The sequence below is a fragment of the Streptomyces sp. NPDC052036 genome, from assembly GCF_040680495.1.
In the GTDB taxonomy this organism is placed as follows: domain Bacteria; phylum Actinomycetota; class Actinomycetes; order Streptomycetales; family Streptomycetaceae; genus Streptomyces.
In genome coordinates this window covers 100,126-115,625 of record NZ_JBFAWW010000008.1, presented here as the reverse complement: position 1 = coordinate 115,625, position 15,500 = coordinate 100,126, and the positions used below count along the sequence as shown (strand labels likewise).

The window sequence follows — 15,500 nt, the reverse complement described above, 5'->3', positions numbered from 1 at the left end:
GGAACCCCTTGGGGGCATACCCCCTAGGGGTATAATCTGAAGCACGTAGGCCCCACACGTCTCCCAAGGAGTAACGACATGACCGCGCAGACCGACATCTCCGCCTCCGTGACGACCGTCTACCGGGTGAGCGGGATGAGCTGCGGACACTGCGAGGGTTCCGTCTCCGGTGAGATCTCCGGCATCGCCGGGGTCAGCTCGGTGACGGCCGTCGCGTCCACCGGCGAGGTCACGGTGATCTCCGCCGCACCCCTCGACGACGAGGCCGTGCGCGCCGCGGTCGACGAGGCGGGCTTCGAGCTCGTCGGCAAGGCCTGATCCACCCCTCCCCGATCTCCGCACCGGGCCGTACCGACCGACTGATACCGGCTCCGTACGTCCCGGTCCCCCTTCTGGAGTCCGGACATGACCACTACCGCAGCACCAGCCCCGATAGACCCTGCCGCGCACTCCGAGGTCGAGCTGACGATCGGCGGCATGACCTGCGCCTCGTGCGCGGCCCGCGTGGAGAAGAAGCTCAACCGCCTGGACGGCGTCAGCGCCACGGTGAACTACGCGACGGAGAAGGCGAAGGTCTCCTACGCCGACGGCATCGAGGTCGCCGACCTGATCGCCACCGTGGTGAAGACCGGCTACACGGCCGAGGCACCCCCGCCGCCACGGCCCGAGGAACCCGGACCGCAGGGGGCCGGGGCCCCCGAGGACGACCCCGAGACGGCGGCGCTGCGCACACGGCTGACCGTCTCCGCCGTGCTCGCCCTGCCCGTGGTCCTGATGTCGATGGTCCCGGCCCTGCAGTTCGACAACTGGCAGTGGCTCTCGCTGACCCTCGCCGCGCCCGTCGTGGTCTGGGGCGGGCTGCCCTTCCACCGGGCGGCGTTCACCAACGCCCGGCACGGCGCCGCCACCATGGACACCCTCGTCTCGGTAGGCACGCTGGCCGCCTTCGGCTGGTCGCTGTGGGCGCTGTTCTGGGGGGACGCCGGGATGCCGGGCATGCGCCACGGCTTCGATCTCACCGTCTCCCGTACGGACGGATCAGAGGCCATCTATCTGGAAGTGGCCGCGGGGGTCGTCGCGTTCATCCTGCTCGGCCGGTATCTGGAGGCCCGCTCCAAGCGGCGCGCGGGTGCGGCCCTGAAGGCGCTGCTGGAACTGGGCGCCAAGGACGTGGCGGTGCTGCGGGACGGCCGGGAGGTACGCATCCCGGTGGCGCGGCTGGCCGTCGGCGACCGGTTCGTCGTACGGCCCGGGGAGAAGATCGCCACGGACGGGACCGTCGTCGAGGGCGCCTCCGCCGTCGACGCGTCGATGCTCACCGGCGAGTCGGTGCCGGTCGACGTGGCCGTCGGGGACGCCGTGACCGGCGCGACCGTGAACGCCGGGGGCCGGCTGGTGGTGGAGGCGACCCGGGTGGGCGCCGACACCCAGCTCGCGCGGATGGCGCGCCTCGTCGAGGACGCGCAGAACGGCAAGGCCGAGGTGCAGCGCCTCGCCGATCGTGTCTCCGGGATCTTCGTGCCCGTCGTGCTGCTGATCGCGCTCGGCACCTTCGGGGTGTGGCTGGGCGTCACGGGCGACACGGTCGCCGCCTTCACCGCGGCCGTCGCGGTGCTGATCATCGCCTGCCCCTGCGCCCTGGGCCTCGCCACCCCGACGGCGCTGATGGTGGGTACGGGCCGCGGCGCCCAGCTCGGCATCCTCATCAAGGGCCCCGAGGTGCTGGAGTCCACGCGCCGCGTCGACACCGTGGTCCTGGACAAGACCGGAACGGTCACCACCGGCCGGATGGCCCTCCAGGACGTGTACGTCGTCGAAGAGGCCGACGAGAAGGAGGTTCTGCGGCTCGCAGGAGCCCTGGAACACGCCTCCGAGCACCCGATCGCCCGGGCCGTCGCGGCGGGCGCCCAGGAGCGCACCGGCGCCCTCCCGGTGCCGGAGCACTTCGAGAACGTGCCCGGTCTCGGGGTGCGCGGACGGGTCGAGGGCCACGAGGTCACGGTGGGCCGGTTCCCGGACGCGCTGCCGGAGGCGGTGGCCCGCGCGAAGGACACGGCCGAGGCGGAGGGACGCACGGCCGTCGTGGTCGCCCGGGACGGAGTGGCCCTCGGTGTTCTCACCGTCGCCGACACGATCAAGGAGACCAGCGCCGAGGCGATACGGGAGCTGCGCGCCCTGGGGCTGCGGCCGGTCCTGCTGACCGGGGACAACCGGGCGGTGGCCGAGGCCGTGGCGCGCGCCGTCGGTATCGACTCCGGCGATGTGATCGCCGAGGTGTTGCCGCAGGACAAGGTCGACGTCGTCCGGCGGCTGCAGGGCGAGGGGCGGACCGTCGCCATGGTCGGCGACGGCGTCAACGACGCGGCCGCGCTCGCCACCGCCGATCTGGGGCTGGCCATGGGCACCGGTACGGACGCGGCGATCGAGGCGAGCGATCTGACGCTGGTGCGCGGGGATCTGCGGGTGGCCGGGGACGCGATCCGGCTGTCCCGGCGGACCCTCGGCACGATCAAGGGAAACCTGGTGTGGGCGTTCGGCTACAACGTGGCAGCACTGCCGCTGGCCGCCGCCGGGCTGCTCAACCCCATGATCGCGGGTGCGGCGATGGCCTTCTCGTCGGTCTTCGTGGTCACGAACAGCCTGCGGCTCCGGGCATTCTCATGACGCAAGGGTGAGAGTGCCTCTAGAGTCCGACGCATGCCTCACATAAGCTCTTCACAAGGCTCGCGCATCATCCTTACGCTGGGGCCTCGATCCCCGTATCGGGCCTCTTGCGTATTTTCAGGACATACGCAAGAGACGCAGATCACAGTGATGTGAACGTAACCAACGGAAGGGTTCGTGGGTCTAAGTTGGCGATGTCAGAAGCGTCTTGGGGGGCGCGACTGACATCTGGGGATGTCTTGGGGGACGTTCCCGGGAAACTGCGTTGCCGGGGCACGTACACCGGGGAGCTTTGAGCGGCCCTCCCGTCGGTACGGGTCCCGGCAGACCGCATCGCAGTGGTACGCCGAGTTCTGCTCGTTTTACTCGCAGCGATTCAGGCGCTGTCCCGCAGACGCCCGGCCGGATCCCGTGGGGGGAATCCGCACCGGGACATGGGAAGGCGCCTCGTGCGTCGGCCCGTGGGGGGACCGTCGCCGGGGCGCCTTCTCCTTTTTCGTGCTCTTTCGTGGCGGGTTCGCCTCCGGGGCGCCTGAGCGCCCCTTCGGCTCACCTGCCGGTCAAGCTGCCGTGAGGCGTGCTCAGCGCCCCTCGACCGGAGTGAAGTCGCGCTCCACCACACCCGTGTAGATCTGGCGCGGGCGGCCGATGCGGGAGCCCGGCTCCTTGATCATCTCGGTCCACTGGGCGATCCAGCCCGGCAGACGGCCGAGGGCGAACAGGACCGTGAACATCTCGGTCGGGAAGCCCATCGCGCGGTAGATCAGACCGGTGTAGAAGTCGACGTTCGGGTAGAGCTTGCGCTCAACGAAGTAGTCGTCGGACAGCGCGTGCTCCTCCAGCTTGAGGGCGATGTCGAGGAGCTCGTCGTCCTTGCCCAGGGCGGAGAGCACGTCGTGCGCGGCGGCCTTGATGATGCGGGCGCGCGGGTCGAAGTTCTTGTAGACCCGGTGGCCGAAGCCCATCAGGCGGACGCCCTCCTCCTTGTTCTTCACCTTGCGGATGAAGGTGTCGACATCGTTGCCGGAGTCACGGATGCCCTCGAGCATCTCCAGGACGGACTGGTTGGCGCCGCCGTGCAGCGGGCCCCACAGCGCGTTGATGCCGGCCGAGATCGAGGCGAACATGTTGGCCTGCGACGAGCCCACCAGACGCACGGTCGAGGTCGAGCAGTTCTGCTCGTGGTCGGCGTGCAGGATCAGCAGCTTGTCCAGGGCGGAGACGACGACCGGGTCCAGGTCGTACTCCTGCGCCGGCACGGAGAACGTCATCCGCAGGAAGTTCTCGACGTAGCCCAGGTCGTTGCGCGGGTAGACGAACGGGTGGCCGATCGACTTCTTGTAGGCGTACGCGGCGATCGTCGGAAGCTTGGCGAGCAGACGGATCGTGGAGAGGTTGCGCTGCTTCTCGTCGAAGGGGTTGTGGCTGTCCTGGTAGAAGGTGGACAGCGCGGAGACCACCGAGGACAGCATCGCCATCGGATGCGCGTCGCGCGGGAAGCCCGTGTAGAAGTTCTTGACATCCTCGTGCAGCAGGGTGTGCTGCGTGATGTCGTTCTTGAAAGTGGAGAGCTCGTCGACGGTCGGCAGCTCGCCGTTGATCAGCAGGTAGGCGACCTCCAGGAAGGTGGAGCGCTCTGCCAGCTGCTCGATCGGGTAGCCGCGGTACCGCAGGATGCCCTGCTCGCCGTCCAGATAGGTGATGGCGGATTTATAGGCGGCGGTGTTGCCGTAACCGCTGTCCAGAGTGACCAGACCGGTCTGGGCGCGGAGCTTCCCGATGTCGAAGCCCTTGTCGCCGACGGTGCTGTCGACCACCGGGTAGGTGTACTCGCCGCCGTCGTACCGCAGTACTACAGAGTTGTCGCTCACGTCTTCCCTCACCGACGTAGTGCCTCATCTTCGAGGTGCCCTGACTGTCTCTACCATCCCCCATTTGGCGCAGGAGAGTGCACTCGGGGTCGACCATTGGGCTCATCGGCGGCACTGAGTGCCGTCAACCTGCTCATCCTGCCCCCCGGGAACCGGTTCCGGAAGTGCTCTGTGACCTTCGCGACTCGTTTGATCGATCATTTTTTTCGAGAACGGGCCAGTGGGGCGGAGGTCAGCTGTCGAGGGGCCCCGGGGACAGCCGGAAGTCCAGGGCCGTGCACCGCCGGCCCGCCGAGACCGTGCGCACCGCCTGACCGATCGCCTTACGGGAACCGACGAGGACGACCAGCTTCTTGGCGCGGGTGACCGCCGTGTAGAGCAGGTTCCGCTGGAGCATCATCCAGGCTCCGGTGGTGACCGGGACCACCACGGCCGGATACTCGCTGCCCTGGGAGCGGTGGATGGTCACCGCGTACGCGTGGGCCAGCTCGTCCAGTTCGTCGAACTCGTAGGGGATCTCCTCGTCCTCGTCCGTCAGCACCGTCAGGCGCTGGTCGACCGGGTCGAGCGAGGTGACCACGCCCACCGTGCCGTTGAAGACCCCGTTCTCCCCTTTTTCGTAATTGTTACGGATCTGGGTGACCTTGTCCCCGACGCGGAACACACGGCCGCCGAACCGCTTCTCGGGCAGATCGGGGCGGCCCGGGGTGATGACCTGCTGGAGCAGGCCGTTGAGGGTGCCCGCGCCTGCGGGGCCCCGGTGCATCGGGGCGAGCACCTGTACGTCCCGGCGCGGATCGAGGCCGAACCGGGCCGGGATCCGCCGTGCCGCCACGTCAACGGTGAGCCGGCCGGCCTCCTCGGTGTCGTCCTCGACGAACAGGAAGAAGTCCTTCAGGCCGTCGGTGAGCGGGTGCTGCCCGGCGTTGATGCGGTGCGCGTTGGTGACGACGCCGGACTGCTGGGCCTGGCGGAAGACCCGGGTGAGCCGGACCGCGGGCAGGGGGCTCCCGTCGGCGAGGAGATCCCTCAGCACCTCTCCGGCGCCGACGCTCGGCAACTGGTCGACATCGCCGACGAAGAGCAGATGGGCGCCCGGCGGCACGGCCTTGACCAGCTTGTTGGCGAGCAGCAGATCGAGCATGGACGCCTCGTCGACGACGACCAGGTCGGCGTCGAGCGGGCGGTCCCTGTCGTACGCCGCGTCGCCGCCGGGCTTCAGTTCCAGCAGCCGGTGGACCGTGGAGGCCTCGGCGCCGGTCAGCTCGGACAGGCGTTTGGCCGCCCGTCCGGTGGGCGCCGCCAGCACGACCTTGGCCCGCTTGGCCCGGGCCAGCTCCACGATGGACCGCACCGTGAAGGACTTGCCGCAGCCGGGGCCGCCGGTGAGGACGGCGACCTTCCGGGTCAGCGCCAGCCGTACGGCCTCCTCCTGCTCGGGGGCGAGATCGACTCCCGTGCGCTCCTTGAGCCAGCCGAGCGCCTTGTCCCACGCCACGTCACGGAAGGCGGGCATCCGGTCCTCGTCGGTCCGCAGGAGGCGCAACAGCTGTGCGGACAGGGAGAGTTCGGCGCGGTGGAAGGGGACCAGATAGACGGCGGTGACGGGCCCCTCCCCCTCGGGCCCGGGCACCTTCTCCCGGACGACACCGGGGTCGGAGTCGTCCTCCGGGGGCGCCGCCAGCTCGGCCAGGCACTCGATGACGAGCCCCGTGTCGACCTGGAGCAGCTTGACCGCGTCCGCGATGAGCCGCTCCTCGGGGAGATAGCAGTTGCCCTGGTCGGCGGACTGCGACAGCGCGTACTGAAGGCCGGCCTTGACGCGCTCGGGGCTGTCGTGCGGGATGCCGACGGACTGGGCGATGCGGTCGGCGGTGAGGAAGCCGATACCCCAGACGTCGGCGGCCAGGCGGTAGGGCTGGTTCCTGACGACGGAGATCGAGGCGTCGCCGTACTTCTTGTAGATCCGTACGGCGATGGACGTGGACACCTCGACGGTCTGCAGGAAGAGCATGACCTCCTTGATCGCCTTCTGCTCCTCCCAGGCGTCGGCGATCCTCCTGGTCCGCTTGGGCCCGAGTCCGGGGACCTCGATGAGCCGCTCGGGCTCCTCCTCGATGATCCTCAGGGTGTCGAGGCCGAAGTGCTGGGTGATGCGGTCGGCGAAGACGGGGCCGATGCCCTTGACGAGGCCGGAGCCCAGATAGCGGCGGATGCCCTGGACGGTGGCCGGCAGGACGGTGGTGTAGTTCTCCACCGTGAACTGCCGTCCGTACTGGGGATGCGATCCCCAGCGGCCCTCCATCCTGAGCGACTCCCCGACCTGGGCGCCGAGCAGCGCGCCGACGACGGTGAGCAGATCGCCGGCGCCGCGGCCGGTGTCCACGCGGGCGACCGTGTATCCGTTCTCCTCGTTGGCGTAGGTGATCCGCTCGAGCACGCCCTCCAGCGTGGCCAGGTGCCGCTCCCCGCCGCCCGCCTGCCCTGCCCGACTCGCCTCCGTGGTCATGATCCGACGCTACCGCCCGGGTGTGACAACCGGGGACGGCCGGCCGCAAGCCACCGGGGCCGGCGGCCTCGGCGCCCGCGTCCGGCGGCGGCTGACGACTCGTCAACCTGCCGCGGGCAGGCGTGGGGCGGCCGCGGGACCGCACCCCATGGGCCCGAGCCCGCCGCCCGCCCCTGCGATCTCCCCAGGATCACAATCCGGTCTCGGGGCCCCTCCACCCCTTGATTAACCCCCGTGTAATCGATTCCAATCCTCCGTGCCGGTCGTTGTAAACGATTCCACCACATCGCAAAACGGCCGCAACTGGCTCAAACGCCTTTACGGACTCACAAGGAGGTGGTCCCGGCAATGTCGAGCATCAAGGACGTCGCCGCGACGGCGGGCGTTTCCGTCGCCACGGTGTCCCGCGTCCTGAACGATCACCCGTCGGTCAGCGCCGACGCCCGCAGCCGTGTGCTGGCCGCCGTCGAGGCGCTGGGCTACCGCCCGAACGCCGTCGCCCGGTCCCTGCGCACCGACCAGACCCGCACCCTCGGCCTGGTCATCAGCGACGTGCTGAACCCCTACTTCACGCATCTGGCGCGCTCCGTCGAGGAGGAGGCCCGCGCCCTGGGCTACAGCGTGATCATCGGCAACGCCGACGAGCGGCCCGAGCTCCAGGACCACCATGTGCGGACCCTGCTGGACCGGCGGATCGACGGGCTGCTCGTCTCCCCGACCTGCGGCGGCTCCCCGCTCATGCTGGACGCGGCGAAGGCCGGCACCCCGATGGTGTTCGTGGACCGGTGGATCGCGGGCGTCGACGTCCCCGTCGTACGCGCCGACGGACGCGCCGCCGTGCACGCCCTGGTGGCCCATCTGCACGCCCTCGGGCACCGGCGGCTCGCGATCATCGCGGGACCGGCGGCGACCACGACCGGCAGCGAGCGCGTCGAGGCCTTCCGCGAGGCCCTGGGCGAGTACGGCCTCCCCCTGCCCGACGCCTACATAGGCCAGGGCGACTTCCAGGCCGACAGCGGACGGCGGGCCACCGAGCGGTTCCTCGACCTGGCCGAGCCGCCCGAGGTCGTGTTCGCCGCCGACAACCTGATGGCGCTCGGCGCGCTGGACGCCATCCGGGACCGCGGGCTGCGGGTCCCCGAGGACATCGCGCTCGCCGCCTTCGACGACATCCCGTGGTTCGTGCACACCGATCCGCCGGTCACGGCGATCGCCCAGCCCACCCGCGAGCTGGGACGTGCCGCCGTACGGGCGCTGGTCGACCGCATCGAGGGGCGGCCCCCCGAGTCCGTCACCCTCCCCGCCCGTCTCGTCGTACGCCGCTCGTGCGGCGAGCCGGCTTCTGCGCAGGCCCCCGCTGCGCAGCCCTCCCCCATGCAAAGGAGCATGCCGTGAGCAACCCGGACGCGTTGCTGCGCATCGAAGGCATACGCAAGACCTTCCCCGGCGTGGTCGCGCTCGACGGCGTCGACTTCGACCTGCGCCGGGGCGAGGTGCATGTGCTGCTCGGTGAGAACGGCGCGGGCAAGAGCACCCTCATCAAGATGCTCTCCGGCGCCTACCGCCCCGACGACGGGCGGATCCTGGTCAGCGGCGAGGAGGTGCGCATCCACGGGGCGCAGGACTCCGAGCGCCTCGGGATCGCCACCATCTACCAGGAGTTCAACCTCGTTCCCGATCTGACCGTCGCCGAGAACATCTTCCTCGGGCGGCAGCCGCGCCGCTTCGGCATGATCGACCGCAAGAGGATGGAGGCCGACGCGGCCGAACTCCTCGAACGCGTCGGCGTCCAGGTGTCGCCCAGGACGCGCGTGCGGGAACTCGGCATCGCCCGGCTCCAGATGGTCGAGATCGCCAAGGCCCTCAGCCTGAACGCGCGCGTGCTCATCATGGACGAGCCGACGGCCGTGCTCACCTCCGAAGAGATCGAGAAGCTCTTCGCCATCGTGCGCACGCTGCGCGAGGACGGCGTCGCCATCGTCTTCATCACCCACCATCTGGAGGAGATCGCCGCGCTCGGGGACCGGGTCACCGTGATCCGCGACGGCAAGAGCGTCGGGCAGGTGGCCGCCTCCACGCCCGAGGACGAACTCGTGCGCCTCATGGTGGGACGGTCGATCGAGCAGCAGTACCCGCGCGAACGGCCGGACGCCGGGGCCGCGTTGCTCACCGTCGAAGGGCTCACCCGGGACGGGGTCTTCCACGATGTGTCCTTCGAGGTGCGGGCCGGTGAGGTCGTCGGCATCGCGGGGCTCGTGGGAGCCGGCCGTACGGAGGTCGTCCGGGCCGTGTTCGGCGCCGACCCCTACGACAGCGGAGCCGTGCACGTCGCCGGCGCGCCCGTGCGCCGCTTCGACGTGAGCGCCGCGATGGAGGCCGGGATCGGGCTCGTACCCGAGGACCGCAAGGGCCAGGGACTCGTCCTGGACGCGTCCATCGAGGAGAACCTCGGCCTCGTGACCATGCGCGCGGCGACCCACGGCGGAATCGTCGACCGCAAGGGGCAGCACGCCGCCGCGGCCGAGGTCGCCGGCCGGCTCCGGGTGCGGATGGCCGGACTCGGCCAGCAGGTGCGCACCCTCTCCGGCGGCAACCAGCAGAAGGTCGTCATCGGCAAGTGGCTGCTGGCGGACACCAAGGTGCTCATCCTCGACGAGCCGACGCGCGGCATCGATGTCGGCGCCAAGGTCGAGATCTACCAGCTGATCAACGAACTCACGGCCGCGGGCGCCGCGGTCCTGATGATCTCCAGCGATCTGCCCGAGGTGCTCGGGATGAGCGACCGGGTCCTAGTGATGGCCCAGGGCCGGATCGCGGGCGAACTCTCCGCCGACGAGGCGACCCAGGACTCCGTCATGGCGCTCGCCGTCTCCACCTCCACCACGACTGTGAACGAAACGGAGGCCTCCCGTGGCCACTGACACGCTCAAGACCCGGGCGGGCGCCGGTGGCGCCGGCGGTATCCGTCGCCTCCTGCTCGACAACGGCGCACTCACCGCGCTCATCGGCCTCGTCATCGTGATGTCGGCGCTGTCCGGCGACTTCCTGACGACCGACAACCTCCTCAACATCGGCGTCCAGGCGGCCGTCACCGCGATCCTCGCCTTCGGCGCCACCTTCGTGATCGTCTCGGCGGGCATCGACCTGTCGGTCGGCTCGGTCGCCGCGCTGTCGGCCACCGTCCTCGCCTGGAGCGCCACATCGTCGGGCGTCCCCGTGGTGATAGCGGTCGTCCTCGCGATCGCGACCGGCCTCGCCGCCGGTCTCGTCAACGGCGTCCTGATCTCGTACGGCAAGCTCCCGCCGTTCATCGCGACGCTCGCCATGCTGTCGGTGGGCCGCGGTCTGTCGCTGGTCATCTCGCAGGGCTCCCCGATCGCGTTCCCCTCCTCGGTCTCGCACCTCGGTGACACGCTGGGCGGCTGGCTGCCCGTGCCGGTGCTGGTGATGGTCGTCATGGGGCTGATCACCGCCTTCGTCCTCGGCCGTACGTACATCGGCCGCTCCATGTACGCGATCGGCGGCAACGAGGAAGCGGCAAGGCTGTCGGGTCTGCGGGTGAAGAGGCAGAAGCTCGCGATCTACGCGCTGTCGGGCCTGTTCGCCGCCGCCGCGGGCATCGTGCTCGCCTCACGGCTGTCCTCCGCGCAGCCGCAGGCCGCCAACGGCTACGAGCTGGACGCGATCGCCGCGGTCGTCATCGGCGGCGCCTCCCTCGCCGGCGGAACCGGCAAGGCGTCCGGCACCCTGATCGGCGCGCTGATCCTGGCGGTGCTGCGCAACGGCCTCAACCTCCTGTCGGTGTCCGCCTTCTGGCAGCAGGTCGTCATCGGTGTCGTGATCGCCCTGGCGGTGCTGCTCGACACGGTGCGCCGCAAGGCCGGGGCCACCCCGGTGGCCGCCGGAGCCCCGGGCGGCGCCGGCAAGGGCAGGCAGACGGTGACCTATCTGCTCGCGGCCGTGGTCGCGGTGGTCGTGGTGGCCTCCCTGTCGTTCCTGCACGGCGGTTCCTCCTCCACGACGCCGAAGGTGGGCCTGTCGCTGTCCACCCTCAACAACCCCTTCTTCGTGCAGATCAAGAAGGGTGCGCAGGCGGAGGCGAAGAAGCAGGGCGTCGACCTGACCGTCACGGACGCGCAGAACGACGCCTCGCAGCAGGCCAACCAGCTGCAGAACTTCACCAGTTCGGGTCTCGGTGCGATCGTCGTCAACCCGGTCGACTCGGATGCCGCGGGCCCGGCGGTGCGTGCCGCGAACAAGGCGGGCGTCCCTGTGGTGGGCGTCGACCGCGGCGTCAACAAGGCGAAGACGGCCGCGCTGGTCGCCTCCGACAACATCGAGGGCGGCAAGCTGGGCGCCCAGGCGCTGGCCGAGAAGCTGGGCGGCAAGGGCAAGATCGTGATCCTGCAGGGTCTGGCCGGCACGTCCGCGAGCCGTGAGCGCGGCACGGGCTTCGAGGAGGGACTGAAGGCCTACCCCGGGATCCAGGTCGTCGCCGAGCAGCCCGCGGACTTCGACCGCACCAAGGGTCTCGACGTGATGACGAACCTGCTCCAGGCCCACCCCGACATCCAGGGCGTCTTCGCCGAGAACGACGAGATGGCGCTCGGTGCGATCAAGGCGCTCGGCGCCAAGGCCGGCACGTCCGTCCAGGTCGTCGGCTTCGACGGCGAACCCGACGGTCTGGCCGCGGTCAAGGCGGGCTCGCTGTACGCGTCGGTGGCACAACAGCCCTCGCAGCTGGGCCGGATCGCGGTCGACAACGCGCTGCGGGCCATCCAGGGCAAGAAGGTCGAGGAAACCGTCAAGGTTCCGGTGAAGGTGGTCACGAAGGACAACGTGGCGGGGTTCACGGGCTGACCCCCGCCCCAGCCGGTCGCCACGGCGGCGGGCCCGCGCAGTGCGCGCGGCCCGCGGCCGTGGCACTGGTTTCACCGCTGTAGTGGATCCACGGGGATCCGTTGGGAGACAGTTCATGTACGACTACGACCTCCTGGTCGTCGGGTCGGCCAACGCCGATCTGGTGATCGGGGTGGAGCGGCGGCCCGCGGCCGGAGAGACGGTGCTCGGTTCCGACCTGGTCGTCCACCCGGGCGGCAAGGGGGCGAACCAGGCGGTCGCCGCCGCCCGTCTCGGCGCCCGTACGGCGCTGCTGGCCCGGGTCGGCGACGACGCGCACGGCCGGCTGCTGCTCCAGTCGCAGCGCGCGGCCGGCGTCGACACCGAGGGGGTCCTGGTCGGCGGGGCGCCCACCGGCGTCGCGCTCATCACGGTGGACCCGTCCGGGGACAACAGCATCGTGGTCTCCCCCGGAGCCAACGGGAGACTCGCGCCCGAGGACGTACAGGCCGCCGGGAAGCTGCTGTCCGCCTCCCGTGTGGTCTCGGCGCAGCTGGAGATCCCGTTGGAGACGGTCGTGGAGGTCGTACGGACTCTGCCGTCCGGCACCCGGTTCGTACTGAACCCCTCGCCGCCCCGGCCGCTGCCCGCCGAGGTGCTGGCGGCCTGTGACCCGCTGATCGTGAACGAGCACGAGGCACGGGTCATCACGGGCGCGGAGCTGGACGGCTCGCCCGAGGACTGGGCCGCCGCGCTGCTGGCGCTCGGCCCGCGGTCGGTCGTGGTGACCCTCGGCGCGCGGGGCGCGCTGGCGGCGACCGCCGAGTCCATGACCCGGGTCCCCTCGGTGAAGGTGGAGGCGGTGGACACCACCGGTGCGGGCGACGCGTTCACGGCGGCGCTGGCCTGGCGGCTGGGCACGGGCTCGTCGCTGCCGGACGCGGCGGCCTACGCGGCACGGGTGGGCGCGGTGGCGGTCACCCGCCCCGGCGCCCAGGAGTCGTACCCCACCGCCGAGGAGGTCGAGGCGCTGTGAAGAAGGCCGGAATCCTGAACCGTCATCTCTCCGGGGCGCTGGCCGAGCTGGGCCACGGGGACGGGGTCCTGGTGTGTGACGCGGGCATGCCGATACCGGACGGCCCGCGGGTGGTCGACCTGGCGTTCCGCGCCGGAATCCCGTCCTTCGCGGAGGTCCTGGCCGGTCTGCTGGACGAGCTGGTGGTGGAGGGTGCGACGGCGGCGCGGGAGATAAGGGACGCGAACCCTGAGGCGTCGGCGCTGCTGGACGCGCACTTCCCCCAGCTGGCGCTGGTCCCGCACGAGGAGCTGAAGCGGATGACCCGCGAGGCCCGTCTGGTCGTCCGCACGGGCGAGGCCCGGCCGTACGCGAACGTGCTGCTGCGCTGCGGAGTCTTCTTCTGATCCATACCCTCTGACCCACGCCATAGGGACTTCGAGGGGCCCGGTCCACAGACCGGGCCCCTCGGCTTCCCCCTCCGCGTCAGAACCCCCGCGATCCCCCCGGATCCCCCTCCAGAAGTTCTGACGCCCACTACGACATGCCGGGTGCGGGAAGGGTTGCACGGCCGGAGCGGAAAATTCTTTCGCGTCTCAGCGATCCCGAATAAATGTACATACGACTGGCATACGGTACGAAGTAGGTCAATCATGGAACGGAGAAGGCAAGAAGGTGAATGATCACGAACGACCCTGAGCGCAAGAAGGCATCTTCCGCGTCACGGAAGCCGTCTTCTCCCGAGCGGAAGACGTCCGGCGGCAAGCGGGAGCAGTCGTCCCAGGAGCCGGAGGCCTCCGGTCCCGGGCGCGTGCCCGCCCCCCAGGCCATGAAGAACGCGGCGCAGCAGCTGTCCGAGCTGCTGGGGCGCGCGCCCCAGTCCGTCTCCGCGCTGAAGCCGACGGCCGACGGCTGGGAGGCCCTGGTGGAGGTCGTCGAGCTGGAGCGCATCCCGGACACGAGCAGTGTGATGGCCAGCTACAAGGTCGTTCTGGATCCCGCGGGTCAGCTGATGGCGTACGAACGTGCACGCCGCTACACCCGCGCACAGGTCGACAGAGAGGGCCGCTAGGGCAGCAAGGCGGCACCCCTGCGTGAGGTCTACGAGGGGAAGAAATCGTGACTGTGGTGCCAGGAGGCGGCGGTGGCGCCGTCGCCGGGGGCGGCGGCGGGGGCGGCGGGACCCTGTACGACGTGCTGGAACTCGTTCTCGACCGGGGGCTGGTCATCGACGTGTTCGCCCGGGTTTCCCTGGTGGGCATCGAGATCCTCAAGGTCGATGCCCGTGTGGTCGTGGCCAGCGTCGACACCTATCTGCGCTTCGCGGAAGCCTGCAACCGGCTGGATCTGGAGTCGGGCCGCAAGGCACCCGCACAACTGCCCGACCTCGTCGAGGGCATCACCGAGGGCGGTGCCCACGGCAAGAGCAAGGGGGCACTGACCGGCGCGGTCGAGGCGTTCACCGAATCGCTGCAGGGCCGAGGCGGCGACAAGCGCGAGAGGGAGCCCGAGCGCGCCGAACGCGGCTCGCACCGCCGCTCCGCCAAGGACCGGGAGGAGTGAGCGCACCGATGGCGCTGTATGTGTACGCGATCACCGACGACTCGCATCCCCTGGACCTGCACGGCATCAAGGGCGTGGGCGCGTCGCCCGCCGAACTGCACACGGTACGGGTCGACTCCCTGTGCGCCGTCGTCAGTGAGGCACCGGAGGACCTGTCGGTCGCGCGCCGGGACCTGGAGGCGCACCACGAGGCCCAGGAACGGCTGTGGGCCGAGGGGACCGTTCTGCCGCTGAGCTTCGGATTCGTCGCGCCGGACGAGGACGCGGTGCGCGCGGTGCTTCAGGAACGGGCCGAGCAGTTCTCCCAGCGCCTCCAAGAGCTGGCCGGGCGGGCCGAGTTCAATGTCAAGGGCCTCAAGGAGGAGGACGCGGTGCTGCGCGCCGTCCTGGAGGAGTCCGAGCAGGCCCGCGCGCTGAACGAGGCGACCCGGGAGGGCGGCGGGACGCAGCAGGACCGGCTGGCCCTCGGCGAGCTGGTGGCCCAGGAGGTGCAGCGCCACGAGGAGGCGCTGGCCGCCGAGGTGCTCGCCGCCCTGCGGCCGCTCGCACTGACGGAGAAGGTCGCCCCGCCGTCCCAGCAGTACTTCGTGAACGCGTCCTTCCTGGTGGAGGACGAGCGCGACGAGGAGTTCACCCGGACCGGCGAGGAACTGGCCGAGCGCCTGGGCGAGGACGTCGAGGTGCGGGTGCGGGGGCCGTTGCCGCCGTACAGCTTCACCTGACCCTTTCTCCGGGCCCTGTCCAGACGGCACGAGGAGGCGCAGTGGGACTGGTCACCGGAATTCTGACGCTGCCGTTCGCCCCCGTGCGGGGCATCGGCTGGGTGCTCGACAAGGTGGTGCGGACCGCCGAGGACGAGTTCTACGACCCCGCGCCCGTGCAGGAGGGACTCGTGCAGCTGGAGCGGGCGAGGAACGAAGGCCGGATCGGCGAGGAGGAGTTCGCGCGGCGTGAGGAGGAACTGCTGCACCACCTGGAGGAGATCAGGGCCTACCAACTGCGGCGCGGCGGACAGAGCGGGCTGTGAGCGCATGCCGTG

Annotated in this window: 13 protein-coding genes; 11 read left to right on the top strand and 2 right to left on the bottom strand. The window is 70.4% G+C overall.

Features of this window, described 5'->3' with window-relative positions:
• Positions 1–78 precede the first annotated feature (78 nt).
• Together AB0L95_RS14390 and AB0L95_RS14385 are read left to right on the top strand one after the other, a co-directional pair.
• Positions 79–318 carry a heavy-metal-associated domain-containing protein gene (locus AB0L95_RS14390; RefSeq protein WP_365161681.1) on the top strand — a complete coding sequence of 80 codons (240 nt, stop codon included), beginning with the start codon at positions 79–81 and terminating at the stop codon, positions 316–318.
• A gap of 87 nt (positions 319–405) precedes the next feature.
• Positions 406–2,664 carry a heavy metal translocating P-type ATPase gene (locus AB0L95_RS14385; protein WP_365161679.1) on the top strand — a complete coding sequence of 753 codons (2,259 nt, stop codon included), beginning with the start codon at positions 406–408 and terminating at the stop codon, positions 2,662–2,664.
• 581 nt (positions 2,665–3,245) lie between these two features.
• On the opposite strand, the gene AB0L95_RS14380 is transcribed toward AB0L95_RS14385, so the two are convergent.
• Both AB0L95_RS14380 and AB0L95_RS14375 read right to left on the bottom strand, forming a co-directional pair.
• On the bottom strand, positions 3,246–4,535 hold the full coding sequence (locus AB0L95_RS14380) for a citrate synthase (protein WP_365161677.1): 1,290 nt from the start codon (positions 4,533–4,535) through the stop codon (positions 3,246–3,248).
• Between the two features lie 232 nt (positions 4,536–4,767).
• Entirely contained in the window at positions 4,768–7,044 is a 2,277-nt protein-coding gene (locus tag AB0L95_RS14375) for an ATP-dependent RecD-like DNA helicase (RefSeq protein ID WP_365161675.1), read from the bottom strand.
• Positions 7,045–7,392: 348 nt separating this feature from the next.
• Here AB0L95_RS14375 and AB0L95_RS14370 point away from each other — a divergent pair, with 348 nt between their 5' ends.
• The 9 genes from AB0L95_RS14370 (at position 7,393) to AB0L95_RS14330 (ending at position 15,488) form a co-directional block, all read left to right on the top strand.
• Positions 7,393–8,439: a LacI family DNA-binding transcriptional regulator gene (locus AB0L95_RS14370; RefSeq protein ID WP_365161673.1), complete on the top strand. Its 1,047-nt coding sequence runs from the start codon at positions 7,393–7,395 to the stop codon at positions 8,437–8,439.
• Positions 8,436–9,965 carry a sugar ABC transporter ATP-binding protein gene (locus AB0L95_RS14365; protein ID WP_365161671.1) on the top strand — a complete coding sequence of 510 codons (1,530 nt, stop codon included), beginning with the start codon at positions 8,436–8,438 and terminating at the stop codon, positions 9,963–9,965. The genes AB0L95_RS14370 and AB0L95_RS14365 overlap by 4 nt, the downstream gene beginning before the upstream one ends.
• A complete protein-coding gene (locus tag AB0L95_RS14360) occupies positions 9,955–11,904 on the top strand; it encodes a substrate-binding domain-containing protein (RefSeq protein ID WP_365161669.1) in 1,950 nt (649 codons plus the stop codon). The genes AB0L95_RS14365 and AB0L95_RS14360 overlap by 11 nt, the downstream gene beginning before the upstream one ends.
• A gap of 115 nt (positions 11,905–12,019) precedes the next feature.
• A complete protein-coding gene (gene rbsK, locus AB0L95_RS14355) occupies positions 12,020–12,919 on the top strand; it encodes a ribokinase (RefSeq protein ID WP_365161667.1) in 900 nt (299 codons plus the stop codon).
• A complete protein-coding gene (gene rbsD / locus AB0L95_RS14350) occupies positions 12,916–13,305 on the top strand; it encodes a D-ribose pyranase (RefSeq protein WP_365161666.1) in 390 nt (129 codons plus the stop codon). The genes rbsK and rbsD overlap by 4 nt, the downstream gene beginning before the upstream one ends.
• Before the next feature lie 272 nt (positions 13,306–13,577).
• Positions 13,578–13,970, top strand: a complete 393-nt coding sequence (locus AB0L95_RS14345; RefSeq protein ID WP_365161664.1) for a gas vesicle protein — start codon at positions 13,578–13,580, stop codon at positions 13,968–13,970.
• Between the two features lie 47 nt (positions 13,971–14,017).
• The gene (gene gvpJ / locus AB0L95_RS14340) at positions 14,018–14,461 is read left to right on the top strand and encodes a gas vesicle protein GvpJ (RefSeq protein WP_365161662.1); all 444 of its coding nucleotides are present in this window, start codon (positions 14,018–14,020) and stop codon (positions 14,459–14,461) included.
• Complete coding sequence (locus tag AB0L95_RS14335; protein WP_365161660.1) at positions 14,458–15,183, top strand: GvpL/GvpF family gas vesicle protein; 726 nt, start codon at positions 14,458–14,460, stop codon at positions 15,181–15,183. Before gvpJ ends, AB0L95_RS14335 begins: the two co-directional genes overlap by 4 nt.
• A 41-nt stretch (positions 15,184–15,224) precedes the next feature.
• Positions 15,225–15,488 (top strand): gas vesicle protein GvpG, encoded by a 264-nt coding sequence (locus tag AB0L95_RS14330; RefSeq protein WP_365161658.1) that lies wholly within the window; start codon positions 15,225–15,227, stop codon positions 15,486–15,488.
• Positions 15,489–15,500: the final 12 nt, after the last annotated feature.

Coding starts and splice junctions, on each gene's coding strand:
- AB0L95_RS14390 (WP_365161681.1), top strand. CDS start 79: ATGACCGCGCAGACCGACATCTCCGCCTCCGTGACGACCGTCTACCGG.
- AB0L95_RS14385 (WP_365161679.1), top strand. CDS start 406: ATGACCACTACCGCAGCACCAGCCCCGATAGACCCTGCCGCGCACTCC.
- AB0L95_RS14375 (WP_365161675.1), bottom strand. CDS start 7,044: ATGACCACGGAGGCGAGTCGGGCAGGGCAGGCGGGCGGCGGGGAGCGG.
- AB0L95_RS14370 (WP_365161673.1), top strand. CDS start 7,393: ATGTCGAGCATCAAGGACGTCGCCGCGACGGCGGGCGTTTCCGTCGCC.
- rbsK (WP_365161667.1), top strand. CDS start 12,020: ATGTACGACTACGACCTCCTGGTCGTCGGGTCGGCCAACGCCGATCTG.
- AB0L95_RS14345 (WP_365161664.1), top strand. CDS start 13,578: ATGATCACGAACGACCCTGAGCGCAAGAAGGCATCTTCCGCGTCACGG.